General features: G+C 69.8%; 18 protein-coding genes. 9 read left to right on the top strand and 9 right to left on the bottom strand.

What is annotated here, in order from left to right; genetic code table 11:
• Positions 1 to 221 precede the first annotated feature (221 nt).
• On the top strand, positions 222 to 2,063 hold the full coding sequence (locus WDW90_RS00235) for a cation:proton antiporter domain-containing protein (protein ID WP_336485240.1): 1,842 nt from the start codon (positions 222 to 224) through the stop codon (positions 2,061 to 2,063).
• 7 nt (positions 2,064 to 2,070) lie between these two features.
• Here the strand turns inward: WDW90_RS00235 and WDW90_RS00230 are convergent, their stop codons facing one another.
• Complete coding sequence (locus WDW90_RS00230) at positions 2,071 to 2,502, bottom strand: hypothetical protein (RefSeq protein ID WP_336485239.1); 432 nt, start codon at positions 2,500 to 2,502, stop codon at positions 2,071 to 2,073.
• A 319-nt stretch (positions 2,503 to 2,821) separates the two neighbouring features.
• Here WDW90_RS00230 and WDW90_RS00225 point away from each other — a divergent pair, with 319 nt between their 5' ends.
• A complete protein-coding gene (locus WDW90_RS00225; protein ID WP_336485238.1) occupies positions 2,822 to 3,997 on the top strand; it encodes a vWA domain-containing protein in 1,176 nt (391 codons plus the stop codon).
• A gap of 3 nt (positions 3,998 to 4,000) precedes the next feature.
• On the opposite strand, the gene WDW90_RS00220 is transcribed toward WDW90_RS00225, so the two are convergent.
• Both WDW90_RS00220 and WDW90_RS00215 read right to left on the bottom strand, forming a co-directional pair.
• Entirely contained in the window at positions 4,001 to 4,321 is a 321-nt protein-coding gene (locus WDW90_RS00220; protein ID WP_336485237.1) for a 2Fe-2S iron-sulfur cluster-binding protein, read from the bottom strand.
• Positions 4,322 to 4,539: 218 nt separating this feature from the next.
• Positions 4,540 to 4,866, bottom strand: a complete 327-nt coding sequence (locus WDW90_RS00215) for an Hpt domain-containing protein (RefSeq protein ID WP_336485236.1) — start codon at positions 4,864 to 4,866, stop codon at positions 4,540 to 4,542.
• Positions 4,867 to 5,133: 267 nt separating this feature from the next.
• Between WDW90_RS00215 and WDW90_RS00210 the strand changes: the two genes are divergently transcribed.
• A complete protein-coding gene (locus WDW90_RS00210; RefSeq protein ID WP_336485235.1) occupies positions 5,134 to 11,958 on the top strand; it encodes an apolipoprotein A-IV repeat region-like domain-containing protein in 6,825 nt (2,274 codons plus the stop codon).
• Between the two features lie 130 nt (positions 11,959 to 12,088).
• Here the strand turns inward: WDW90_RS00210 and WDW90_RS00205 are convergent, their stop codons facing one another.
• Both WDW90_RS00205 and WDW90_RS00200 read right to left on the bottom strand, forming a co-directional pair.
• Entirely contained in the window at positions 12,089 to 12,529 is a 441-nt protein-coding gene (locus WDW90_RS00205; RefSeq protein WP_336485234.1) for a DUF1489 family protein, read from the bottom strand.
• Positions 12,530 to 12,659: 130 nt separating this feature from the next.
• Entirely contained in the window at positions 12,660 to 13,793 is a 1,134-nt protein-coding gene (locus WDW90_RS00200; protein ID WP_336485233.1) for a hypothetical protein, read from the bottom strand.
• Positions 13,794 to 13,915: 122 nt separating this feature from the next.
• Here WDW90_RS00200 and WDW90_RS00195 point away from each other — a divergent pair, with 122 nt between their 5' ends.
• The 5 genes from WDW90_RS00195 (at position 13,916) to WDW90_RS00175 (ending at position 19,015) form a co-directional block, all read left to right on the top strand.
• Positions 13,916 to 15,121 (top strand): MFS transporter, encoded by a 1,206-nt coding sequence (locus WDW90_RS00195; RefSeq protein ID WP_336485232.1) that lies wholly within the window; start codon positions 13,916 to 13,918, stop codon positions 15,119 to 15,121.
• A 45-nt stretch (positions 15,122 to 15,166) separates the two neighbouring features.
• A complete protein-coding gene (locus WDW90_RS00190) occupies positions 15,167 to 16,315 on the top strand; it encodes an ABC transporter permease (RefSeq protein ID WP_336485231.1) in 1,149 nt (382 codons plus the stop codon).
• A 5-nt stretch (positions 16,316 to 16,320) separates the two neighbouring features.
• Complete coding sequence (locus WDW90_RS00185) at positions 16,321 to 17,133, top strand: ABC transporter ATP-binding protein (protein ID WP_336485230.1); 813 nt, start codon at positions 16,321 to 16,323, stop codon at positions 17,131 to 17,133.
• Between the two features lie 101 nt (positions 17,134 to 17,234).
• Positions 17,235 to 18,317: an MlaD family protein gene (locus tag WDW90_RS00180; RefSeq protein WP_336485229.1), complete on the top strand. Its 1,083-nt coding sequence runs from the start codon at positions 17,235 to 17,237 to the stop codon at positions 18,315 to 18,317.
• Between the two features lie 110 nt (positions 18,318 to 18,427).
• Complete coding sequence (locus WDW90_RS00175; protein WP_336485228.1) at positions 18,428 to 19,015, top strand: ABC-type transport auxiliary lipoprotein family protein; 588 nt, start codon at positions 18,428 to 18,430, stop codon at positions 19,013 to 19,015.
• A gap of 6 nt (positions 19,016 to 19,021) precedes the next feature.
• On the opposite strand, the gene WDW90_RS00170 is transcribed toward WDW90_RS00175, so the two are convergent.
• The 3 genes from WDW90_RS00170 to thiE form a co-directional block, all read right to left on the bottom strand.
• Positions 19,022 to 19,663 (bottom strand): helix-turn-helix domain-containing protein, encoded by a 642-nt coding sequence (locus tag WDW90_RS00170; RefSeq protein ID WP_336485227.1) that lies wholly within the window; start codon positions 19,661 to 19,663, stop codon positions 19,022 to 19,024.
• 128 nt (positions 19,664 to 19,791) lie between these two features.
• Positions 19,792 to 20,598 carry a bifunctional hydroxymethylpyrimidine kinase/phosphomethylpyrimidine kinase gene (thiD, locus tag WDW90_RS00165; protein WP_336485226.1) on the bottom strand — a complete coding sequence of 269 codons (807 nt, stop codon included), beginning with the start codon at positions 20,596 to 20,598 and terminating at the stop codon, positions 19,792 to 19,794.
• Complete coding sequence (gene thiE, locus WDW90_RS00160; protein ID WP_336485491.1) at positions 20,598 to 21,290, bottom strand: thiamine phosphate synthase; 693 nt, start codon at positions 21,288 to 21,290, stop codon at positions 20,598 to 20,600. The genes thiD and thiE overlap by 1 nt, the downstream gene beginning before the upstream one ends.
• Before the next feature lie 447 nt (positions 21,291 to 21,737).
• Here thiE and WDW90_RS00155 point away from each other — a divergent pair, with 447 nt between their 5' ends.
• The gene (locus WDW90_RS00155; RefSeq protein WP_431310947.1) at positions 21,738 to 22,724 is read left to right on the top strand and encodes an NUDIX hydrolase; all 987 of its coding nucleotides are present in this window, start codon (positions 21,738 to 21,740) and stop codon (positions 22,722 to 22,724) included.
• Positions 22,725 to 22,737: 13 nt separating this feature from the next.
• On the opposite strand, the gene WDW90_RS00150 is transcribed toward WDW90_RS00155, so the two are convergent.
• A complete protein-coding gene (locus tag WDW90_RS00150; protein WP_431310946.1) occupies positions 22,738 to 24,885 on the bottom strand; it encodes a sensor histidine kinase in 2,148 nt (715 codons plus the stop codon).
• Positions 24,886 to 24,983: the final 98 nt, after the last annotated feature.

Below are 24,983 nucleotides of genomic sequence, written 5' to 3'. Positions count from 1 at the left end.
TACGGTCGTGGCCGGAATGCCTCGGTCCGCGCCGCAATTCCTCTCGCGCACGGCACAAAGCGTGTTGCCGCGGGCGGTCGCGCGTGAAATGGCAAGGTACCGGCTGAGCACGCCGATCAATTCCGGTTGCTCGCGACGTCCCGGCACAACATGATCCCGTGGCCGATCCTGTCGTCGGGCATCGATGTCAGCCGGCACGAAAGGGTTTGAGCGCACAACCGATGCCCGAGGTCCACGCCGGCTCCTACAAGGAAGCGATCCTGTTCCTCGTCACGGCGGGGATCGTGGTTCCGCTGTTCCACCGGCTGCGGCTCAGCCCCGTGCTCGGCTTCATCGGGGCGGGCGCGCTGCTCGGGCCGTTCGGGCTCGGACGGCTCGCCGACAATCACCACTGGGTGTCGCATTTCACGATCGGCAACCGCACCGAGATCACGCACCTCGCCGAGTTCGGTGTGATCTTCCTGATGTTCATGATCGGCGTCGAGCTCTCCTGGGAACGTCTGCGGACCTTGCGCCGGCTCGTCTTCGGCCTCGGTTCGATCCAGGTCCTGTCCTCGGCTCTCGTCATCGGCACCATCCTGTACGGCCTGCGCGTGCCGCTTGCCGCCGCCATCATCGTCGGTCTGGCGCTCGCCCTGTCGTCGACCGCGGTGGTTCTGCCGGTGCTGGCGGAGCAGAAGCGCCTCAACACGCCGGCCGGCCGGGCGAGCTTCGCGGTGCTTCTGTTTCAGGACCTGGCCGTGGCGCCGATCCTGTTCGCGATCGCCGTCCTCGGGCGCAGCGACGGCTCCAACGTCGGTGCTGCCCTGGCCCTGGCCCTCGGGCAGGCGGCCGTGGCGCTCGTGATCATCGTGGTGGCGGGGCGCCTCGCCCTGCGCCCGCTGTTCCAGCTCGTGGCGCGCACGAAATCGCCCGAGCTGTTCATGGCGGCCTGCCTCCTCGTCATCGTCGCGACCGCGCTCACGGCCGCCGCGAGCGGCCTGTCGATGACGCTCGGGGCTTTCGTGGCCGGCCTGCTCCTCGCAGAGACCGAGTATCGGCGCGCCATCGAGGCGACGATCGACCCGTTCAAGGGACTGCTGCTCGGCGTGTTCTTCGTCTCCGTCGGCATGAACCTCGATCCGGCTCAGCTCGTCGCGACCCCCGGGACGATCCTCGGGCTGGCGCTGGCGCTCGTCCTGATCAAGGGCACGATGGTGCTCCTGGCTGCCCCCGTCATGAAGATCGCCCGTCCCGTCGCTTTCGAAGCAGCACTCCTGCTTGGGCCCGGCGGCGAGTTCGCGTTCGTGCTGATCGGCGGCGCCGTGGCGGTCGGTCTCGTGCCGGAGCCCGTCGGGGGCGCCGCCCTCATCGTCACAACGGTGACGATGGTGGCAATTCCTGCCCTCGCCTTCCTCGGGCGACGCGCCGGACGGCGCATCTCGAACGTGAATCTCGGGCGTGCCCGCGCCGAGCCACCGCCGGACAAGCAGCAGAACCGGGTGATCATCGCCGGCTACGGCCGCGTCGGGCGCTTGGTAGGCGAGATGCTGGCACGCCACAAGATACCCTACATCGCCCTGGATTCCGATGCGGGACGGGTCGCCGAGCAGCGGCGTCTCGGCAATCCGGTCTATTTCGGCGACTCGGCCAACGCCGAGTTGCTGCGCCGCTGCGATATCGCGACGGCGCGCGCGCTCGTCGTGACTCTCGACAATCCGCAGGCCGTGGAGGCTGTCGTGGAGACCGCCCGTGCCGAGCGCCGCGATCTCACGATCGTCGCGCGAGCGCGTGACGCCCGCCACGCCACCGCCTTATACGATCTGGGCGTCGATGACGCCGTGCCTGAAACGATCGAGGCCTCCCTTCAACTGTCGGAGGCGGTTCTGGTCGATGTCGGGGTGCCGATGGGTCTCGTGATCGCCTCGATCCACGAGCGCCGGGATGAGTACCGGATCATGCTCAAGCGGAAGGAGACCGAGACGCGCCCGACGTTTCACGCCAGGAGGACAGTCGGCAAGACAGTCGATCTGCGCGACGCCCAGCCGAAGGACGATGCGGTGCCGGTCGGAAAGCGGGCCTGAGCAGCGCTCACAGACACGTGGCCACGTGCTCCCCGTCCTGTTGCCGAGTGCGCCTCGGGGTCGAGGATGCCCGGCTTCCGACCCGACGCTCCTTCGGCTCGAAGCCGACGGCGTAGCTGCAGCGATAGACGATCTCGTCGGGCGGACCGAGGGCGGTGTCGAGTGGAACGGTGACGGTGTCGCCCGAGAAGCGCCATCGCCGCACGCCCTTGTCCCAGTAGAGCCAAACCGTCGTCGGATGTCCCTTCACGGAGAACACCGCCGCCTTCCGGGACAGGGCCTGCACGGTGCGCGGCTCGTACATGCCCTTGGCCTGGTAAGCCACGCGGGCGGAGGCCGGTTGACGATCCATAAACGTGTTCTGGACAATCTGAATGGTTGCGCCGGGCTTTGCCAGGAAGCGCTTGAAGTCGCTCAGGGAGCGCAAGACGACGGCCATGACGGGTCTCCTGACCTTAGCCGGACGGCGTAATTTCTGATCCTTCGAACATGTGTGCCTGCCATGCTTGATTTCGATGACAGTCCAGTCGGTTCGGCGATGGCTTTCGGGCGGGATATCAACAGGATTCGGGGCTTATGCCCAGCTTTTGCGAGTTCTCGACTTTTGGTTGTATGACGACCGCCGGCATGCGTTTGAGGCCGTCCGGGGCGCGACCGCAGGCCCACATGCTGGAGCCGCAATCGCGGTCGGCCCGGCGATTGTATCGCGGGGTCGGCTCCCGCTTGACCTCGCCGCCCGCTTGACGCGTTGTCGCGCGATGCTGCTCCAGTTCTTCACCGCGCTGCGCGAGGCCAAGGTGCCGGTCACCCTGCGCGAGTACCTCACGCTCCTCGATGCCCTGGATCGGAACCTCGCCGAGAAGCGGGTCGAGGAGTTCTACTGGCTATCCCGCTCCACCCTCGTGAAGGACGAGCGCAACCTTGATCGCTTCGATCGTGTCTTCGGCACGGTGTTCAAAGGTGTCGAGACCTTGGGCGGTGCTCTCGAGCCGACGGGGCTTCCCGAGGAGTGGCTGCGCAAGCTTGCCGAGAAGCACCTGAGCGAGGCCGAGAAGGCCGAGCTGAAGGCCCTCGGCTGGGATAAGCTGTTCGAGACCCTGAAGCAGCGCCTCGCGGAGCAGCGCGAGCGCCATCAGGGCGGTTCGAAGTGGATCGGCACGGGCGGCACGTCCCCCTTCGGCGCCTACGGTTATAATCCCGAGGGCATCCGGATCGGGCAGGACGGCAACCGGAACTTCCGTGCCGTGAAGGTCTGGGACAAGCGCGAGTTCCGTGATCTCGACGATGGGGTCGAGCTCGGCACGCGCAACCTGCGTCTGGCGCTCCGGCGGCTTCGGCGCTTCGCGAGGACGGGGGCGGCCGAGGAACTCGACCTCGACGGCACCATCCGCGAGAGCGCGCGCCAGGGCTACCTCGACGTCAGGCTACGGCCCGAGCGACGTAATGCCGTGAAGGTACTGCTCTTCCTAGACGTCGGCGGCTCGATGGACTGGCACGTGGAACAGGCCGAGGAGCTGTTCTCGGCGGCGCGATCCGAGTTCAAGCACTTCGCGCACTTCTACTTCCACAACTGCCCATACGAGGCTGTCTGGACCGAGAACCGTCGGCGGCACGACGGGCGGACGCCGCTCCTCGATGTGATCCGCACTTATCCATCCGACTATCGCGTGGTGTTCGTCGGCGACGCCTCGATGAGCCCTTACGAGATCGCGATGCCCGGCGGATCGGTGGAGCACTGGAACGAGGAGCCCGGCGCCGCTTGGCTGCAGCGGATCCTCGATCACTTTCCGAAGGCCGTCTGGCTCAACCCAGTGCAGCGGGAGCACTGGGGCTACACCCAGTCGATCGCGATGGTGCGCCAAATCCTCGGTGGCCGGATGTTTCCGCTCACCCTGGAGGGGCTGGACGAGTCGATGCGCGCCCTCGTCCGCTGATCGTCAGCCCTGGCGCGCCGGAGTGGTGACTGTGAGCCCGTCCAGTTCCGGCGTGATGCGGATCTGGCAGCAGAGCCGGGAATTCGTGCGCACATCGGTCGCGAAATCGAGCATGTCCTGCTCCATGTCGACGGCTGGCCCGACCACGCCTGCCCATTGATTGTCGACGTAAACGTGGCAGGTCGCGCAGGCGCAGGCGCCCCCGCACTCGGCATCGATGCCCGGGACGTTGTTGCGCAGGGCCGTCTCCATCACGGTCGCCCCGACGGCGCCCTCGACCGTTCTGGCCGTGCCGGCGTGGTCGACGTAGGTGATCTTCGGCATCGCTGGCTCCGGGCTCGTACAACGGGTGAGGATCAGTTGCGCGGCGCGCGCCTGCTTGGAGGGGCCAGCCCCGGAATGCAAGCGCGCATGCGACATCGCGGCGGATTCTTGGCCTGACGCCGAGGGGCCGCCCCTGTTCCCGCTCGTCCGTGCCCGGCCCGCTTTTGCCGCAGGGCGCCGGGCCGGCCGAGCTTGGGACGAGCTCGCCAGAACCCGCTCTACGACCGCCCGCCCTGGATTTCCTTCAGCGCAGCAGCGACCGCTCGCTCAAGGAAGGTGAGTGCATCTGCCGGCACGCGGCTGGAGCGCAGCCCGTCCTCGATCGTCGCGCTCGCCCGAGCGACCTCGGTCGCGCCGACGCCGAGCGCAGAGCCCTTCAGGGTGTGGGCCATGTCCGCGCGCGCGGATGTATCGCGCCCGGAATCCGTGATACCGGGCAGCAGCGTCCTGCATTGTTCCGCGAAAAGGGCGAGACACTCGTCGGCCAGCTCGGCGTCTCCGAAGGCTGCCTCGGCGAGATGGGCTCGGTCAATGATGGGGCTCACCCTGGCGTGTTCTCCGCGCTACCTGCTATCCACAGCCGCGACGGGCGCGTTGGCAACCGTTTAAGTCTTGCCCCGTCATGCGATAAGGCGGCGGCATCGATCCAGCCTGCGGCTTGGTAACCATTCCGTTAAGGTTTTTTGGGCGCGCTCCAAGCCTCGGGTATCCGGGGCAGGCGGCGAGGTCTAAACTTCCTTGGTAAACGGGAATTTCTGTCTCCTCTGCCGGACGCGGCCGGCCGTGCGGGACTGCGCGTGACGAGGCGTTGCATGGCCACGGAAAAGAAGCTGAAGGATCCGGCGGAGGCGGCCTTGTCCGCGATCGAGCAGGCGCTCAGCCTCGACATCCTGACGCCGAGTGAAGTCGAGAAACGTTCCGAGCCGCGCCTGCCCGACGTCGGCGACAACGACCCGCTGAACGAGCCGGCCGGGCGCCAGATGCCGCGCCTCGACATCGACGAACCTCTCGCTTCCGACGTGCCGCCGCCGGACCGCCATCGCCCTCACCGCGAAGGGGGGCTGCTGCCGCCCGACCGGTCCCTCGTCGCGAACGACGACCGCCGCAACATCGGCATCCTGCAGCAGACACTGCGGGTGCGGCCTTCTCGCAAGCCCTACCTGTTCGCTGCCCTGGCTGCCTTCGTGTGGCTGAACAGCCTGATCGCCCTCGCCTGGTCACAGTCGAGTGGCGATCTCAAGGGCTTCCTGCTCGGTCTCACGGCGATCCAGGCGACCGTGGGCGCAGCCGCGATCGCGGGCCCGATCATGCTGTTCCTGATCACCGCGATGCTGGCGGTGCGGGCCCAGGAGATGCGTCTCGTCGCTCGCGCCGTCGGCGAGGTGGCCGTTCGTTTGGCCGAGCCCGAGAGCTTCTCCACCGACGCGGTGCTGACGATGTCGCAGACGGTCCGCCGCGAGGTCGCCGCTGTCGGCGACGGCGTCGAGCGTGCCCTGGCGCGCGCCGGCGAGCTGGAGACCCTCGTGCGCGGCGAGATCGCGACACTTGAGCGGGCCTACTCGGACAACGAGATTCGCATCCGCTCCCTCGTCGACGAATTGGTGGCGCAGCGCGAGTCGATCGTCGCCAATGCCGAGCGCGTCCGCGGCGCGATCACCGGGTCGCATCAGAGCCTGAGCCAGGAACTGGACGGAGCCGCGGAGCGCATCGTCACCGCGATGACCGGCGCGGGCGACCGCGTGACCAGCGCGCTCGGAAACCGCGGGGATGCCATCACGGCCGCCCTCGGCGCGGCCGGCGACCGCGTGGTCGAGGTGATGTCGGGTCGCGGCGACGACCTGATCCAGCGTATCGTGAGCACCAGCGAGGGCATGCGCGGCAGCCTCGCGGAGGTCGGGAACGCCCTGACGCAATCGCTGGAAACCCGAGCTGACGAGGTCACGCGCGCCTTCGAGCGCACCGGCGGCCTCCTGACCGCCACGCTTGCCGACAATGCCGGCGCGGTGGCCAGGACCCTGGCGGAGACCGGAACGGGCGTGATCGAGGCGCTCAACCGCCAGGGCAACGACGTGCGCGAGAGCTTCGAGCGCTCGGCGAGCGGGCTGGAGAACGCCTTCCTGTCCCGCGGCAACGCCTTGACGGAACAGTTCACGAACACCGGGGGTGAGATCACCGCGCGGTTCGCGGCCATCGGCGACGGATTGCGCGATCACTTCGCGGCGACCGGTGCGACGCTGACCAACGACATCGCCGACCGAGGGGCGAGCCTCCGGTCGGAGATCGAGGCAGCGGGTACAGGCGTCGCCGAGATGATCGAGGCGCGCGGTCGCGAGACCCAGGCGGGGCTCGCGCTCACCGCAAGCGGCGTCATCGAGAGCTTCACCGCGCGTGCGGGCCAAGTGCGCGACGAGCTCGTCGGCTCCGCCGAGCGCATCGCTGACACGGTCGGCAGCCGCGGCAGCGACCTGAGCGATCGGATCGAGGCGGTGGCCGCGCGCCTGCACGAGACGATCACCGTGCAGGGAGGCAACCTCGAATCCACCCTCAGCGCCACCGGCGAGCGGATCGGCGGCCTTGTGGCACAGCGCACCGAGGAGGCCACCGCGACGCTGCAGAGCGCCTTTGCGGGACTCGGCCGCTCATTCGAGGCCGGCGCGGGCGAGGCGATCGCCACCCTGCATCGTTCCGTCGAAACGCTCGGGGCCGAAATCGGATCGCGCACCGCGGAGGCGTCCGACATCTTCCGGCGCAGCGCCGAGGAGACCACGGTCGCCGTGGGCGCGAGCAGCGCCGAGGCGGCGCAGGCCCTGCGCCGCTCCGCGGCCGGCGCCACCGGCGAGCTGGAGGCCCGCACCGTCGAGGCCGTGCAGATCTTCGAGCGCCGCCTCGCCGCCACCGCGAGCGAACTGGCCGAACGGACCGCGGAAGCGGCCGATCTCCTCCGTCGCGCCTCGGATAGCGCGACCGGCGACGCCGCCCAGCGCACCTCTGAGATCGTCGCCCGCTTTGCGGAGGCGACCACGGCTCTGAGGGATGTCTCGGAGAACAGCGCGGGCGCCCTGGAAGCCCGCACCAACAGCCTGATCGCTCAGTTCCGTGAGATGGCGGATGGACTGCACGGGGAGATGGGCGGCCGCGTCGAAGCCTCCGTCGAGGCCCTGCGCCGGGCCGTGCGCGAGCTCCAGGACGAACTCGCCCAGCGTGCCGACGAGGCGACCGGCACCCTTGTCCGCGCCGCGCAGGGTGTCGGAACCGAATTGGCAGCCCGCGTCGCCGATGTCGAGGCCGCCTTCGGCACGCATGGCCGCGGCATGACCGACCTGCTCGCCAACCATGCCGAGGAAGCACAGACGCGCCTCGCGACCACGGGCCGCGACATCGTGCTCGCCGTGGCGAGCCAGGGCGCCCGCGTCGCCGACGCCCTCAACCAGACCGGGGCGACCTTCGCCGAGACGGCCGAGAGCCGCGCCAAGGCGATGGACGACGTGCTCGGCAACCGTCTCGCCGCTCTGCAGGAGACGATCGCGCGCGGCGACATCCTGGCCGACCGCATCTCCCGCGATACCACGGCCCTGAGCGAGGTCGTGACCGAGCGCCTCGAGGAGATGGACCGCGTCATCACGGTGCAGGGCAAGGCCGTGGCCGAGAGCATCGCCGAACGCGCCCGCGAGGCCCGCGAGGTGGTCGAGACTCATCTCGGCGCGCTGGAGGACCGCACCACCAAGCGCTCGAACGAGATCGGCGAGACCTTCGCGAATCTCGTCACCCACATCGACGGCCACCTCGGCACCCGGGCCACAGCTCTCAACGAAGCTCTCATCGTCCGCACCGGCGAGATGGCCCGCATCATGGCGGAGGGTGGACGCGACCTCGTCGAGGCGCTCGATGCACGAGCCGAGGGCATGGCGCAGGATATCGCCGCCCGCTCGGCAAGCCTCGGTGACGCCCTCGGCGCGCGCAGCACCGAGATTGCCGCGCAGCTCGACCGCCAGACACAGGAACTCGCCCGGCGCCTCGATGAGGGCGCGGGCCGCTTCGATACCGGCGTGCTGGCACGCCTCGAGGCGATCGGATCGGCCCTCGAGGAGCGCAGCCGCCTGATCGACGAGACGTTCGGGGCCCAGGCCTCCGAGGCGGTCCGCCTGATCGAGAGCCGCACGCGCGCGGTGGACGACGATCTCGCGAACCGTACCCGCGAACTGGTCGGCCTGATCGAGGGCCGGACCACCGACATCGACGCGACGCTCGCCGAGCGCACGCGCGCCATCGTCGAGGCCATCGAGCAGCAGACCCGCTCGGCCGATACCGCGCTGACGGGGCATGTCGAGGCGATCCGTCTGGCCTTCGGGGAACGCGCCGATACGCTCGGCCGCCTCGTCGACGAGCGCACGGCCGCGATGGCGACGGAGCTCGACGAGAAGGGCCGCATGGTGTTCGGCGCGATCGGCGGGCGCATCACGGAACTCGGTCGCCTGTTCGACCGCGGCGGTGCCTCGCTCGGCGAGTTGCTCGACCAGCGCGGCGAGGGCGTGTTGGCGAAGCTGCGTGAGACCATCGCGGAGGCGGACCGGATGCTCGGCGACGGCGAGGGCCGCCTCGGGCGCACCTTCGACAACCGCACCCAGGACATCAGCGCGCTCCTCGACGAGGGTGTGCGCACGGTACACGGGCTCCTCGACGATCGCACCAGCGAGATCCGTGCGCTCCTCGACAACCACGCGAAGACGCTCAGCGCCAATCTCGACGGGCGCATGGGTCCGCTGCAGGACGCGCTCAACGACCGCGGCCGCGAGCTGATCGAGACCATCGAGGCGACGCTCGGCAACGCCGCGGGCACGCTCGACGTGCACACGCGGACGATCGGCAGCCTGTTCGACGAGCGCCTGGATGCCCTCAACAGCCTGGTCGACGGGCGCTCCGTCGACTTCGCGGCGGCGGTGGACACCCGCGCGCAAGATCTGCGCGCATTGTTCGACGAGGTTGCCGGTGCGTTCGGCCGTCTGATCGAGACCCGGGCCGCCGCGCTGACCGGGCAGGTCGAAACCCGCACACGGGCTCTCGTCACGGTGTTCGATGAGCGGCTCGGCGAGCTCGACCGCGTCGTCGACGGCCGGGGCCATCAACTGGCCACGACCGTCGATACCCGGACGGAGGGCCTGCGGGCTCTCTTCGACGAGGTGGTCGGCGTCCTCGACCGCCTGGTCGATACCCGCGCGACGGCCCTCACCGGCCAAGTCGAGGGTCGCCTGGAGGCCCTGGCGCGCGCCTTCGACGAGCGCCTGCAGGCCCTGGACGCGCTCGTCGAGGCGCGCACGGCTGCCCTGGCCAGCACGCTCGATGAGAAGGGGGCGGCGCTGACCCGAGGCGTCGACGCGCACAGCGAGGCCTTCACGTCTCGCATCGACAGCCGCATGAAGACCTTCGCGACCCTCGTCGCCGCACGCGGTGACGCGCTGGCCACGGCCTTCGACGATCGCCACGACGCCTACGCGGCCATGGTGGACGAGCGCACGGCCGGCATGGTCGCGGCCCTCGACGAGCGCGCGCGGAGCCATGCCGCCCTGGCCGAGGCACACACCGCCGCCCTCGCGGCTGCCCTCGACGAGCGCAATGCCGCGGTGGCCGCTCTCATCGACGAGCGCAACGAGCAGATGGCCTCGGGCTTCGAGCGCCGGGCCAATGCGCTCGGCACGCTCGTGGATTCCCGCGGAGAAGCGCTCGCCCGGCGCCTCGCCGAGAGCGCGGAGCGCATCATCCGCGCCATCGAGGAGCGCGGCGGCGCCCTGGTCGAAACCGTGGAAGGGCGCGGCCAGGCCGTCGCGGAATCGATGGGCAGCAACATCGAGCGCCTGCGCTCCGTGATCGACGGCCCGGCACAGCAGCTCGCCGAAGCGCTGGCCGAGCGTGGCCAGACCATCGAGCGGGCACTCGCCGAGACCGGGGCTCCCCTGATCGAGGCCCTCCGCCAACGGACCGAGGAGCTCGTCGCGCAATCAAGCGAGTCGGCACGCATGCTTCGATCGGTCATCGACGACGGCGCCGCCCGCACGATCGCGGGCCTGTCCGAGACGAACGACCGGCTGCGCCGGGACCTCAACGGCGTGCTCGCCCGCGTCGAGGCGGCGAACGATGCCCTCAAGGACCTCATCGCGGGGACGGGCGAGAACCTCGGCGCGATCGAGACCGGGCTTGCAGGGCGGGTGACGCAGATCGAGGCCGCCCTCACCGCGATTGCCACCGAGACGAGCCGCGCCAGCGAGGGCGTCTCGGCGCAGGTCGAGAAGCTGCAGGACGTCGCGCAGGGCGCGCTGCGGGAAGCGCGCGACCTCGCCGCGGCGCTCGACGGCCACGGCCGCGCGCTCGCCGATCGGGCCGGGGAGCATGTGCGGGTCCTCAGCGGGGCGGCTGGCTCGCTCGAGACAGTCGAGGGCCGCCTGTCGGAGGCGCTGTCTGGCCGCGAGGCCGCCGTGACCGCGGCGCTCGCGGGCATCGAGGCGCGCTCGGCGGATCTCGATGCTCAGTCGGCGCGGTTCGGCCAGATGATCGAGGACACGCTCCGGACTGCCGAGGAGCGTGCGCGGAGCGTCGCCGCCAGCCTGTCTCAGAGCGCCAAGCAGGCGAGCGCGGCCGTCTCTGGCGAGTTCGAGCGACTGCGCAGCGGCGCGGGTGCCGAGAGCCAGCGCACCGCCGAGGAGGTGCGCGCCGCGATCGAGGCCGCCGCGTTGCAGATGCGGACGGTGTTCGAGGAGGCTCAGGCGAAGTTCGGCGAGTCGGCCTCCGGCATGCGCGAGATGGCAGGCACGATCCGCAGCGAGCTCGAAGCAACCCGAGCCGACCTTCAGCGCGGCGTCCTGGAGATCCCGCGCGACACGCAGGACGCGACCAGTGAGATGCGCCGGGTCGTCTCGGACCAGATCAAGGCGCTGAACGAGCTGTCGGCCCTGGTCTCCCGCTCCAACCGCACGGTCGACGTGGCACAGCCGCAGCCGGCGGAACAGCGCCGGGTCGCGGAGGCGGGCCGCCTGTCCACGCCGGCAACGCGGCCCGCCACGGCCGCACCGGCAAAGGCGGCGACGCCGGCCTCCGTCTCGCCGCAGGCGGCCCCTGCCCGTCCGGCTCCGGTGCGCATCGAGCCGCCGGCCCAGCGTCCGGCCACGCAGCCGCGGCCGGCACAGGGCGGCGACAAGCGCGGCTGGCTCTCGGACCTGCTCACGCGGGCATCGATCGACGACGACGTGTCGCCGGCGCAGGACGTTCAGGCCGTGGCCGCCAAGGGGGGTAGCGAGCGCAGCCGCACGACCCTGGACACGATCTCGACCGATATCGGCCGAATGATCGAGCACCGTGTCGCGGTCGACCTCTGGGAGCGCTACCGGCGCGGCGAGCCGAACTTGTTCACCCCGCGGATCTACACGACACAGGGGCGGCAGACCTTCGAGGAGATCCAGCGCCGCTACCGCGGGGAAGGCGATTTCCGCCGCACGGTCGACCGCTACGTGAACGAGTTCGAGCGGCTCCTCGGCGACGTCTCCAAGAACGACACCGACTCGAAGCGGGCCGATGCCTATCTCACCTCCGAGACGGGCAAGGTCTACACCATGCTGGCCCACGCGAGCGGCCGCTTCGAAGGCGCGTGAGTGACGGGCACGCCGCGCCCCTCGAGGCGCGGCGTGCTGCGCGAGCGTCGATGCGTGAGCCTGCGCCCGATCCCGAACTCATTCGCGGCGTGCCGTCCTGAGGGGAACGGCTCGCGGGCCCGCGAGCCGCTCAGAGCAAGCCGAGGCTGACGAGCTCCCGGCGGAGTGTCTCCGGCATCTCGGCAAGGTCGCCGGCAGCGCTCCGATCGAGATCGTGCGGGGCATCCTTCGCCTGGAGGTAGCGCCAGCCCTGGAAAGGGCGGTAGGAGCGCGGCGCCACCGGCACCAGGCGCGCGTCGAGAACGATCCGGCAGCGGCCCACCCCGTCCGAGGCCGTGAACGGCTCGATCGCCGTGACGGCTTGGCGGCAGGACAGCGTGCCCTTGATCACCCAGTAGATCGAGCCGCGTCCCACGATCTCGGCGTGGCGCTTCGGCAGCATGCGCGTCGTGTGGAACGGGGCCGGGTCGCGCCCGGCCCGCACGGCCTCGGCCCGCTGCCAGGCTTGATGCGCCTCGAGGTCGTCGATCGATGCGGGACCGACGCTCAGCTTGATCAGGTGGAGGACCATGGACTTCCTCGTGTGATCCACCACGCGAGGCATCGTGCTCCAAGGCGGCCGGCGCGGACAGGTTCGCGCGCCGCTCTATAGCATCCGGTATCGTCGACGCACGCGACCGATGGTCCGGCCGCGGGTCGGTTCAGGAGAAGAGGGCGAGTTTCTCCTCGATGCTCAGGGCATCGAGGTCGGCGAAATCGATTGCCTTGTCGGCGGACGCGGCCGTCGCGGCGGACGTTTTGTCGGCCTCTGTCCCGGCCTGTTTCGACCCGTCGAGCTCATCCTCGGCCGTTTCGGCGTCGAACGTCGCGGCGCTCACCGTGAGAACCATCGCTTCTGCGATCTCCTCGGCCGTGATCGGCTCGGCTTTTGCGGAAGCGAGGCCAAACTCCAGGTCGGCCTCGGCGAAACCGATGTCCGCCTCGAACGCCTCGTCCACGATCGTCTCGACCGGGACGGCGATGCGCGCTGCCGGGCCGTCGTCGAGGATCGTCACCGCGGCCGGCACGAAGGCCAGATCCTCGTGCAGCGGCACGGCGCTGACCGCCGCGGCGCGGACAGCCGGCATCTCGACCGATGCATCCATGTCGATGAAGCGGTCGACGTCGCTCTGGCAGAGGTCGTCGAGCTTCGACTCCGAGGCGGGCCGACTGCGCGCCCCTTCCTCGCCGGGCGCCGGTGGAATCTCGTCGGAATCGTCGCCCCAGATCGCGATCATCGCGACGAGGCGCTCCTCGAGGTAGCGCAGCGTGTGGACGATCCGGCCCGTCCTCTGTGCCGTGAGGTCCTGGAACGAGCAGGCGGTGTAGATCTGCGTGGCACGCCGGTCGAGCTCGTCGCAGATCGCGGGATCGGCGCCGTGCTCGCGCAGGGTCCAGGCCGCCTCCTGGACCTCCTCGGCCGCCCCCAGGATATCGGAGGTCGCGCGCTCGGTGGCGCGCACGATCGCGTCGAGGGCTTCGGAGGCGACGCTGAGGCGGGTCTGGTCCTGCTCGGGCGCGCTGATCGCGGCGATCTCCGCCTTGGTCCGCGCGATGGCGTTGGCCATCTCCATCAGGTCGCCGCGCAACCGCACTAAACCGTCCGGGCCACGCTCGGCGGTGACCGCGTTCTCGAGGCGGTGGATGGCCCCGAGCAGGATGTCGGTGTCGGCGCTGCGGTTGCGGCGGGCATACTCGCCGAGGAACCAGCGGCCCCGTGCGCTCTCGCTCATCGCCGCTTCGATGAGGTCGTATTCCGATGGTTCGACCGCGGTCAGCGAGTGGGAACCGGACATCAACAACGTCCTTGGCATTTGGGGCTCACGAAGCCCACTGCGCATCCAGGCGCCAACAAATTGACAGGTCGGGTTTAACGGCCGCTTACGTGGCGCCCCCATCCACCGAACCCGCATTCCCATTGCCTCACCTGCTTTCCCCGATCGCCGATTCCGGCTCTCTTCGCCTCGCGCTCCTCTATGCCGTGGTCTTCGTCGAGATCGGCATCGCCATGCCGTTCATGCCGGTCTGGCTGAACGCGCTCGGGCTCGACGCCGTGGTCATCGGGCTGCTCGTGGCCTTGCCGATCGCGACCCGTATCGTGGCCACCGCCCCGCTCCTCAGCCTGATCGACCGGGGTGTCGGCGCGCGCACGCTCCTGCTGGCCGGCAGTCTCGTGCTCGCGCTGACTTACGCGGCCATGCCGGTGGGGGCGGCCCTCGGCTGGCCCCTGCTCGCTCTCGTGATCGTTCTCAACGCGGTCGCGGGAGCGCCGCTCGTCCCGAGCATCGATTACCTGACGCTCGCGGCGGTTCGCCGCGACCCGCGTCTCGATTACGCCCGCATCCGCATGTCCGGGTCCATCGCCTTTCTTGCCGCGAACCTCGGAGGTGGCTTCCTTCTCGGGGCGATGGGCGAAAGTCTTGCCGTGCCCCTTCTGCTGACAGGCCTCGCCGTGATCGCGAGCCTCGTGGTGCATGCGAGCCGAGGCATCGAGGGCGCGGCCACGGTCGCCGCGACGGCGTCCGGTCGGGTCAGGCTGCCGCGCAAGCTCTGGTTCGCCATCGTGGCCGCGGCTGCGATCCAGTCGAGCCACGCCGCAATCTATGCCTTCGGCAGCATCCACTGGACGACGCATGGGATCGCCACGGCCTGGGTCGGAACGCTGTGGGCGATCGGCGTCGGAGCGGAGATCGTGCTGTTCGCCCTCATCGGCAACACGCCCGCGCGGTGGCGCACGCCGTTCCGCCTGTTGAGTCTCGGCGCGGTCGCGGCGCTCGTGCGTGCGGTCGGAATGTGGCTGCTCGGCGATCAGCTGCTGCCCGTGATGGCACTGCAATGCCTGCACGGCGCTACCTTCGGGGCGACCCAGCTCGGCGCGATGGCGGCCGTCTCGGCCTTTGCGCCGGACGGGGCTCGCGGCCGGGCGCAGGGTTCTCTCAGCGCCGTCAACGCGCTGGCATCCGCGAGCGCCACCCTGATGTCCGGCGCGGCCTATCGGCTCGGCGGCCCCCTCGCCTTCGCGCTGATGGCGCCGCTCGCGCTCGCCGGCCTGGGTCTCGTCGTGGCAGCCGCGCGCGAGGCCGAACCGCGGCCGTTTGGTACGGGCGCGGCGGAGACACTATAGTAACCCTGATCAGATCATAACGGCAGCGATCAGGAGACCCGGTTCGTGCGGACCGTAGACGGCACGCTGACGACAGAGACCGCCTCCGCGACCGTGGAGGCGGGCAGCGGTCGCGTTTCGCTCGACGGCCGCTGGACCGCCGATCAGGCGTCCGCCATCGAGGCGGCTGCTGCGCGGATCGCCGCGCAGGCCGGCGCACAGCCGATCCTTGTCGATCTGAGCCGTGTCCTGCGCCTCGACACGCTTGGTGCCTGGGTCCTTGAGCGGACGCGGGCGGAGATCGAGGCCGGGGGCGGCCGTCTTGCCTACGCGGGTGCGGCGCCCGAGCACCGCATCCTGTTGAGCGAGATGGCACTCAAGGGTGCGGAGGTTCCGGCCGCCCGGCGCCGGAGCCGCCTCGTGGCCTTCCTGGAGGATGTCGGGCGACGGGTCGTCGGCGCCAAGACGGATCTCGTCACCGGCCTCGCCTTCCTCGGCGAGGTCGTGACCGCCTGTATCCGGGTCGCGAGCCGGCCGAGCACCTTCCGGGGCACCGCTCTCGTCAACCAGATCGAGCAGGTCGCCTTTCGGGGCGTGCCCATCATCGTGCTGATCTCGTTCCTCGTCGGCGGGATCGTGGCGCAGCAGGGCATCTTCCAGCTCCAGCGCTTCGGCGCGCAGACCTTCGTGGTCAACCTGATCGGTCTCCTGATCCTGCGCGAGCTCGGCGTCCTTCTCACCTCGATCATGGTGGCCGGCCGCTCCGGCTCCGCCTTCACGGCCGAGATCGGCTCGATGCGCATGCGCGAGGAAGTCGATGCCCTGCGGGTGATGGGCCTCGACCCGATCGAGATCCTGATCGTGCCCCGCATCCTGGCGCTGGTGATCGGCCTGCCGATCCTGACGCTGATCGCCTCGATGGCGGCGCTCGCCGGAGGCGGTCTCACCGCGATGCTCTACGGCGGCATGACCCTGGAGGGCTTCCTGTCGCGTCTGCAGGCTGCAATCTCGCTGCACCATGTCGCGGTGGGGCTGATCAAGGCTCCGTTCATGGCGCTCATCATCGGCATCATCGCGACGATCGAGGGGTTCGAGGTGGAAGGCTCGGCCGAGTCTCTCGGCCGCCACGTCACCGCCTCAGTCGTCAAGTCAATCTTCATGGTCATCGTGCTTGATGGACTCTTCGCTGTGTTCTTCGCGGCTATCGATTTCTAAACCACGTGTCAGAGCTCGAACGCATCCCAATCGGCGGACGCCGCGACGCGATCATTCGCGTACGCGATCTCGTCGTGGGCTTTCGCGACCGCACGATCCTGAAAGGCCTGAACCTCGACATCCGCCGCGGTGAGATCCTCGGCTTCGTCGGGCCCTCCGGCCAGGGCAAGTCCGTCCTGACGCGGACAATCCTCGGCCTCGTGCCCAAGCGCTCTGGGACGATCGAGGTGTTCGGCGAGGATATGGACGGTCTCGGCCACGCCCGCCGCCGCCTGATCGAGCAGCGCTGGGGCGTCCTGTTCCAGCAGGGCGCGCTCTTCTCGGCTCTCACCGTCAAGCAGAACATCCAGATGCCGATGCGCGAGCACCTGAACCTGTCCGAGCGCCTGCTCGACGAGTTCGCCCGGCTGAAGATCGAGATGGTCGGGTTGAAGCCCGACGCCGCCGACAAGCTGCCCTCGGAATTGTCGGGCGGCATGATCAAGCGCGCGGCGCTGGCCCGCTCGCTCGCGCTCGATCCCGAAATCCTCTTCCTCGACGAGCCGACCTCGGGTCTCGACCCGATCGGTGCCGGCGAGTTCGACGATCTCGTCTCGACCCTCAAGGAGACGCTTGGGCTCACCGTATTCATGGTGACGCACGACCTCGACAGCCTCTACACGGCCTGCGACCGCATCGCCGCGCTCGGAGACGGGCAGATCATCGCCGAGGGGCCGATCGAGGCGATGCTCGCCTCCGACCACCCCTGGGTCCGCTCCTACTTCCACGGCAAGCGCGGCCGGGCCGTCTCGGGCGCACCGGGCCATACCCATGCGTGATCACGAGGCCGTCATGCCGCGCGCGGTAATGGGGGACGGCGGGCGTCCGCGTGCGCTGGCGCACCGCTCAGCTTGCGACGATCCGGGACATCGATGATCCGATGGAAACGCGTGCGAATTACGCGCTGATCGGCGCCTTCACCCTCGCGGTCATCGTCGCCGGTTTCGGCTTCGTGTTATGGCTGCAGGGGGGCTCGTCGCGGCAGGTCTCGCAGGCCGTGCGCATCGTGTTCTCGGGCAGCGTCGGCGGCCTCGCCAAGGGGTCGAGCGTCACCTTCAACGGGATCAAGGTCGGCGAGGTCACGGATGTGCGCCTGTTGCCCCAGGATCCGCGCCGCGTCATCGCGGTGGTCAACGTCGCGCCCTCGACGCCGCTGCGTGCCGACACCCGGGCGCGGCTCGATTCGGCTCTCCTGACCGGGGTTTCGGTCATCGCCCTGAGCGGCGGCAATGCCGACGCGCCGCCGCTGGCTCCGGGTTCAGGCGATCAGATGCCGACGATTTTCGCCGATTCCTCCGACATCCAGGACATGCTGGCGGCGGCCAAGCAGATCGCCCAGCGCGCCGACGACGTGCTGCAGCGCCTCGACAAGGTGGTGGCGGGCAACGAGGGCGCGATCAACCGCACGCTCGCCAACGTCGAGGCCTTCTCCAAGACGCTCGCCGATGCGGGCCCATCGGTCAGCGCGCTCGTTCAGGCGATCGACGGGCAGAAGCTCAACCGTGTCGTCGACAACGCGGATCGCTTCTCGGCGGCGCTCAGCGCGGCGAGTCCCGATATCGAGGCCGGCCTGCACGACGCGCGCACGCTCGCCGCGAAGCTCAACGTCTCGGCAGACCGGATCGACGGCGTGCTGAGGGGTGCCGAAGGCTTCCTGGGCTCGGCTTCGGGGCAAGCCGGCAGCGGCACCTTCGCGGAAGTGCGCGAGGCCGCGATCTCCGTCCGCGACGCGGGCCGGGCCTTCCGGACGCTGTCCGAGAACCTCGACAAGCGCACCGCGAACATCGCCACGAGCTTCAACCGCCTCAGCGGCACCGGCCGGCGCGAGGTCGAGGCCCTGTCGACCGACGGCCAACGCACGCTCAACACGCTGAACCGCACCGTGAAGAGCCTGGAGCGCGACCCGTCCCAGGTAATCTTCGGCGGCAAGCCATCGTTGCCGGAATACAACGGTGGGCGGTGATCGCCAGCCGTTTCCCATCCGTGTGTCGGTCCGCACGGCACTTTTCTAGCTTTGCCGTAGTTTCCGGTCGGCCGCCCGCTGCGGTGACAGGAGACGATCAGGTCTACCCGATGCCGTTCCGCTTGCCCGCCCCGGCGCTCGCCGCCCTGCTGATCGCGACCGCCCTCGGCGGATGCGGAGGCGGCGCTGCGCCCCTGACATTCGATCTCGCGGCGCTTCCGCCGGCCAGCCGGCCCGTGGCGGCCGCGCGCTCGATCGTGGTGGCGGAGCCTGTCGGGATCCAGCCTCTCGAGGCCGACCGCATCATCGTGCGCGAGCCGGGCGGCGCTCTCTCGTTCATCGGCGGCGGTCAATGGGCCGACCGCCTGCCGCGCCTGATCCAGACCCGGATAATCCAGAGCCTGGAGAATTCCGGCCGGCTGCGCTCGGTCAGTCGCCCCGGCGACAAGATCGTGAGCGATTATCAGCTGATCAGCGAGATTCGCGCCTTCGACATCGCAGCCGGCGCCGGCGAGGCGGTGGTCGATATCTCGGCAAAGCTCATCGCTGAAGGCACCGGGCGGGTCGCGGCGGCGCGCGTGTTCCGGTCAAGGGTCCCGATCGCCAAGGTCGATGCCGCGAACGCCGCTGCCGGGCTCGACGGTGCGCTGGCGAATGTGCTGGGAGATTTGGTGCGCTGGGTGAATACGGGGCGCTGACCGCTCCTATTCCATCACCGCCGCCTTCATGATCACCACCATGGTGGCACGTCCCGGTCCCTCGCTCACGCATCGGACAGTGTGCGGACGGTCGCAGCGATAGCGCAGGGTTTCGCCCACGCGGGCCCGCTGGACGGCGCCTGCGACGTCGACCTCGAACACGCCCTCGCTCACCGAGAGCGACTCCACCGACCCACGCTGATGCGGATCGGAATCGAGTACGCCGCCGGGATCGGCCGACACGTCGTACCATTGCAGCCACTCGACGGTCTTGATCCAGCCGATGATCGCGAGCCTCACCCTGCCATCCTCGGAGACGAGGATCGGCGTGTCGGCGCGCGACGATTTCTCGATGAACGGCTCCTCGTCGCCGGTTGCGAGGACGCGCTCGATCGAGACGTCGAGGGCCTGGCTGAGGCGCCAGATCGTCGCCAGGGTCGGGTTGGTCTCGTTGCGCTCGATCTGGCTGATGATCGACTTGGCCACGCCCGACTGCTCGGCCAATTCCGAGAGCGAGAGGTTGTAGGCCTTCCGCAGGCGCTGGATCGTCTTTCCGAGCTGGCCGGACAGCACCTGGGCCCCGCTCAGAAGATCCCTGGTCCGCCCGCGCTCGGACCGCTCCGCCTGCCGTTCCGCCTGATCCTGCATCGACCTCGGGTCCGCCCTCTCGTTCCGTTATCCGAACGATCGTGCGCTACTTCAAACGCAATCGGGCCCCGGATGCAAGGTGGCGCGAGGGATGCAGTCGGTCTGCGTGAGGGGCGCGAAAGGGCTACTCACAGCCAAGAGGCGTGGAAATGGTGCACGGGTCCGTGCCCCTGTCCGATGCGCAGCCTGTTGGCCGCCGCGATGGCTGCGGTGATGTAGTGCTTGGCTTCGTCGACCGCCTTCATCAAGGGAAGGCCGCGTGCCAGACCCGCCGCAACGGCGGAGGACAGCGTGCAGCCGGTGCCGTGGGTATTCCGGGTCGCGATGCGGGACGTCGCGAAGCGCCGGAGATGGCCGTCCCGCGTTACGAGGTGGTCGACGCTCTCGCTGCCTTCCGCATGCCCGCCCTTGATGAGGACCGCCCGGGCTCCGAGCGCCACTAGGCGGCGTGCCTGGGCGACGGCCGCGTTCTCGCTCTCCGCAACCGGCTCCCCGAGGAGCGCCGCCGCCTCCGGGAGGTTCGGGGTGATCACGTCAGCGCGCGGCATCAGCCGGCGGCGCAGGGCATCCACGGCGTCGTCCGAGATCAGCCGGTCGCCGCTCGTCGCGACCATCACGGGGTCGAGCACGACCGGGACGCCGGTCGCGTGACGATCGAGCGCGTCGGCCACGGTCTCGATCACACCGGCCTGGGACAGCATCCCGATCTTGATCGCCGTCACCGAGAGGTCCGAGAAGACGCTCTCGATCTGGGCGGCGACGAAGGCGGGCGGGATGTCGTGGATGGCCTGCACGCCGAGTGTGTTCTGCGCGGTCAGCGCCGTGATCACGCTCGCGCCGTAGACGCCGAGCGCCGAGAAGGTCTTGAGGTCGGCCTGAATGCCCGCGCCGCCGCCCGAATCCGAGCCCGCGACGGTGACGGCGATCGGGGTCATCAGGCGACTCCCCGGTCGCGCAGGGCGAGGTCGACGCGGTCACGCAGGTCGCGGGCGCGGGCCTCGACGGAATCCGCGCCGAACAATGCCGAGATCACGGCGACGCCGTCGGCGCCGGCCGCGACGATGGCGGCCGCATTGCTCGAACTGATGCCCGCGATGGCTCCGATGGGCAGGCCTGTACCGCGAGCGAGGCGCGCCCGGAAGGCGATACGCGCGAAGCCGTCGAGGCCGACCGGCGGGTCCGGATTGTCCTTGCTCGTCGTGGCGAAGACGCCGCCGATGCAGCCGTAATCGACCGGCAAGCGATAGAGCTCGTCGGCGTGCGGTCCGGTCTTCAGCGTCAGGCCGATGATGGCGCCGCTGCCGAGCAGACGCCGGGCATCGGCGGGATGCATGTCGGACTGACCGAGATGCACTCCCTCCGCACCGGCGGCGAGCGCGAGATCGACCCTGTCGTTGATCAGGACCGGGACGCGGCCGGCCACGGCCTCGTGGATCGCGCGGATCCGGACGAGGGCGGCGCGTGCGTCCGCTATGGCCTTCTCGCGATACTGGAGCAGCGTGCATCCGCCGGCGACCGCCTCCGACGCCATGGTCGCGAGGCGGCCCGCATCGTTGCCGCACACGCCGACGTCGAGGATGCCGTAGAGGCGCAGGTCGACCGGGACGACCGCACCCTGATGGGGCATGGCGCCGCCGCTCACGGCGAGGCTCCGCAGGACAGGATCAGGAGATCGGGCATCGCTTGGCCTCTTGTCCGGGCGCATCCCTGCGCCCGTCCGCACGGGGTTAGGCGCCTCGCGAGGCAATTGGCAAGGCTTTGCCCGTCTCGAGCGGCGCCGCGCCGGTCCGAGGTACGATCGGCTCCGCGCCGTGTCCCGGCGTGACGGTGAGCCCAGGCGAACCGTCCTCCGCGCGTCCGAACGCGGTCGAGGCATGGTCTTGCAGCGCGCCCACGCATCGCGAACCGGCTCGAATCCCCGGCGTTTGGAGGCACTTGCGTTGACGGCGAGGTGCGAAGTGCGGCTAAAGCAACGTCAGGTCGTGAACGGTTTCGGGCACTTCGAACGGACGGGGCGGCGCAGCCGAACCGGTCTCGGGTCCCGACCGCCGCGTGGAGGATGCCGGCTGCAATGATGGAGGTGGAGGCGCGTTCGAGCGGTGCCGGCCCACAGGTCGCCAACCCCTCTGCCGTGGGCCTCGTTGCCGTCATCGTCGCGGCCACGGACGGCGAGCCGCGCATCCTCACGGTTCATGTACCGGATCAGGCAGGCAGCCGCGGCGAAGGATTGCCGGCCGGACCGCTGGTGCCGGAGCACGCCACGCTCGAGCGCGGCCTCCGAGCCTGGGTGGAGCGGCAGACGCAGCAGCGCCTCGGCTACGTCGAGCAGCTCTACACGTTCGGCGACCGCGACCGCGAGGGCGGTGGCGCCGGTGTGCACACGCTCTCGGTGGCCTACCTCGCGCTCGCGCGCGAGGTCCGCACTGGCGGCCTGGCCGAGGCGAGCTGGCAGAACTGGTACCGCTTTCTCCCGTACGAGGATTTCCGATCGGGCCGGCCCGGCGCCCTCGACGCGATCGAGCCGAAGCTCCGGGCCTGGGCGGCCGATCCCCCGGATCCGAAGCTGCGCCGCCTCCGTGCGGACAGGCTCGGTCTCACCTTCGGTCTCGGCGGCGGCACGTGGAACGACGAGCGGGTGCTGGAGCGCTACGAATTGCTGTTCGAAGCCGGCTTGATCCCGGAGGCGCGGGGCAATGCCGGCTCCGCGGCGGCGGGAGATCCCACGGGGGTGCCGATGGCCTTCGATCATCGCCGCGTGCTTGCGACGGCGATCGGGCGGATGCGGGGGAAGATCAAGTACCGGCCGGTCGTCTTCGAGCTGATGCCGCCGACCTTCACGCTGTTCCAGCTTCAGCGGACCGTCGAGGCGCTGGCAGGCACCGAGCTGCACAAGCAGAACTTCCGCCGCCTCGTGGCGCAGCAGGGGCTTGTCGAGGAAACCGACGGCATCACGAGCGGCACGGCGGGCCGGCCCGCGCGTCTCGTGCGCTTCCGGCGCGAGGTGCTGCTCGAGCGTCCAGCGCCGGGCCTCCGGCTGACGCCCTCTCGGCGCCCAGGCTGATCGCGACGAGGCCTCAGCCCGGGACGGCGGCGCTCTGGCGCGCGCTCGTCGAGCCGCTGCGCCGTTCGAGAAGTCCCGGCGGCGGGACGGGGGCCTCGATGGTGCAGACGACCCCAGTCGGCGCGAACAGGAGCTGCACCTCGCCGGCGAGTTCACGGGCGAGGCTGCGCTCGATCAGGCGCGAGCCGAACCCCGTGCGCGTCGGCGGCGTGACGCGCGGGCCGCCGTTCTCGCTCCATCGCAGGAACAACCGCGTCTCGTCTTCGCGCTGCACCGACCATGTGATGCTCACGGCGCCTCCCTCGCGCGAGAGCGAGCCGTACTTCACCGCGTTGGTGCCGAGTTCGTGCAACGCCATCGCGATCGAGAGAGCGAGCCGCGGCGGCAGCCTGAGGGCGGGCCCCGAGACATGGAAGCGCGATCGCTGTCCGTCCGCGGAGTCGAGGGGCCGCGTGGCGTCGGCCACGACCGTGCCGAGTTCGGCACCCTCCCAGCTCTCACGCGTGAGCACGTCGTGCACGCGGGCGAGCGCGAGGAGACGCGCCTCGAAGGCTGCGCGCGCCGCGTGCGCCTCTTCGCCTTCGAGGCGGCGCAGCGATTGGCCGGCGATCGACTGCACCGTCGCGAGCGTGTTCTTGACCCGGTGATTCAGCTCGTGAATGAGCAGGATCAGGTGTTCCTCGGCCAGCTTCGCATCCGTGATGTCGACGTTGCAGCCCGTATACCCGAGGAAGGTGCCGGCGTCGTTCAGGCGCGGCACGCCCTCGCAGCGCAGCCACCGCACATTCCCCTCGCTGTCCACGACCCTAACCTCTGTCCGGAAGGGAGCGCGTGCCTCGAAGGCTGCGTTGAAATCCGCCGAGAAGGCCTCGAGGTCCGGCGGATAGACGATCCGCCGCCAGCCTTCATCGGCGAGGTCGGTGGCCGGCATGCCGAACATGTGGTCGAAATGCATGTTGGCGAAGCTCACATTCGCGGCCTCGTCGGTCATCCAGATCAGGGCGGGCGCCGAGTCCGCCATGTGCCGGAACCGCGCCTCGCTCTCTCGGAGGGCCGAGAGGCCGTGGCGGGTCTCGGCGAGCGCACGGTCGCGCTCCTCCTCCCGGGTGCGCAGGCGAAGCGACGCATCCGCCAGCACGTCGGCCAGCCTGCGGATCTCGTGGACGGGGGAGCTGATCCGCGGGATGGCCTCGCCCCGTGCGAGCGCCGGCCCAGACGCGGCGAGCTGGCGGAGCGGCCGGGAGACCCGAGACCAGAGATTCACGGCGAGCGCCGACGAAGTGGCGAGGACGAGGAGCCCGAAACCGCCGAACGCCCAGATCCAGCGGCGCAGGCGCGCGTCGACGAGGGCCTGCGGGATGCTCGCCGCCACGGTCCAGCCCGTGAGCCGCGAGCGAGCCTCGACGACGATGACGGGCCGGCGAAGCCGGTCCTTGCCTTCCCACACGCCGGGCGTGTCGGTCTGGCTCTGGCGCAGCGTGCCGAGCCTCGGCTGGCCGACGACCGCGGCTGGGTCGGGGATCCGCCCGAGCACGGTCCCGTCGCGGTCGGATATGCCGGTCATCCAACCTTCGACGACCTCGCGGGCCAGGATCGATTGGAGGCGGGTGACCGGCGCGTTGAAGCTCAGGATGTAGGCGACGTCGCCTTCGACCTGCACCGGAACGGCGACCGCGTAGGTCGCCTGCTCGGGCGTCGCCCCGACGATGAGGCCCGAGACCATCGCGCGCTGCGTCCCGGCGGAAATCTCCCGATCGAAGGGCAGCGTCGAGGTCGGGAGCATAGCGCCGCGCTTCAGGCCCGTATTCACCACCTGCTGACCGTCGAGCTTGCGCAGCACGATTTCGAGGTTGATCGCGTCGCGCACGAGGCGTGCCTGCGCGTCGAACGCCTCGAATTCTCCGTCCTTCAGCCGCGGCGAGGTCGCGAGCGTCTGCAGTACGGAGACCAGCCCGGCCGTGTCGCGGTCGATCGAAAGTGCGATTCCTCGGACGTTCTCGCGTGCATCCTGCTCGAAGCGCGCCCGCTCGGCGGCCGCGTAGCGCATCAGCAGGATCGCGGTGAACAGAAGTCCCGGACCGATGAGCGCGACCACGAGGGCGATGAGATAGACCTGCGTGGAGAAGCCGCGCTGGGCGAGGTTGTCCAGCCGGCGCCGGATCCCAGAGACAGGCGCACGACGCGCCGATTGCGGCGCCGCCCCCACCGGGTCAGAATCCTGCCTCACGGTCGAGTCCAGTCCTGGATACGGCATGACTC

Origin of the sequence: Methylobacterium nigriterrae (genome assembly GCF_037106235.1) — a bacterium.
GTDB lineage: Bacteria > Pseudomonadota > Alphaproteobacteria > Rhizobiales > Beijerinckiaceae > Methylobacterium > Methylobacterium nigriterrae.
Note: the sequence above shows the minus strand (reverse complement) of the source record. Positions and strands in the feature narration are given on the sequence as shown.

What these genes read in the sequence shown, in the direction of transcription:
- WDW90_RS00235 (WP_336485240.1), top strand. Translation starts at nt 222, where the DNA reads ATGCCCGAGGTCCACGCCGGCTCCTACAAGGAAGCGATCCTGTTCCTC.
- WDW90_RS00230 (WP_336485239.1), bottom strand. Translation starts at nt 2,502, where the DNA reads ATGGCCGTCGTCTTGCGCTCCCTGAGCGACTTCAAGCGCTTCCTGGCA.
- WDW90_RS00225 (WP_336485238.1), top strand. Translation starts at nt 2,822, where the DNA reads ATGCTGCTCCAGTTCTTCACCGCGCTGCGCGAGGCCAAGGTGCCGGTC.
- WDW90_RS00220 (WP_336485237.1), bottom strand. Translation starts at nt 4,321, where the DNA reads ATGCCGAAGATCACCTACGTCGACCACGCCGGCACGGCCAGAACGGTC.
- WDW90_RS00210 (WP_336485235.1), top strand. Translation starts at nt 5,134, where the DNA reads ATGGCCACGGAAAAGAAGCTGAAGGATCCGGCGGAGGCGGCCTTGTCC.
- WDW90_RS00205 (WP_336485234.1), bottom strand. Translation starts at nt 12,529, where the DNA reads ATGGTCCTCCACCTGATCAAGCTGAGCGTCGGTCCCGCATCGATCGAC.
- WDW90_RS00200 (WP_336485233.1), bottom strand. Translation starts at nt 13,793, where the DNA reads ATGTCCGGTTCCCACTCGCTGACCGCGGTCGAACCATCGGAATACGAC.
- WDW90_RS00180 (WP_336485229.1), top strand. Translation starts at nt 17,235, where the DNA reads ATGGAAACGCGTGCGAATTACGCGCTGATCGGCGCCTTCACCCTCGCG.
- WDW90_RS00175 (WP_336485228.1), top strand. Translation starts at nt 18,428, where the DNA reads ATGCCGTTCCGCTTGCCCGCCCCGGCGCTCGCCGCCCTGCTGATCGCG.
- WDW90_RS00170 (WP_336485227.1), bottom strand. Translation starts at nt 19,663, where the DNA reads ATGCAGGATCAGGCGGAACGGCAGGCGGAGCGGTCCGAGCGCGGGCGG.
- thiD (WP_336485226.1), bottom strand. Translation starts at nt 20,598, where the DNA reads ATGACCCCGATCGCCGTCACCGTCGCGGGCTCGGATTCGGGCGGCGGC.
- thiE (WP_336485491.1), bottom strand. Translation starts at nt 21,290, where the DNA reads ATGCCCCATCAGGGTGCGGTCGTCCCGGTCGACCTGCGCCTCTACGGC.
- WDW90_RS00155 (WP_431310947.1), top strand. Translation starts at nt 21,738, where the DNA reads ATGGAGGTGGAGGCGCGTTCGAGCGGTGCCGGCCCACAGGTCGCCAAC.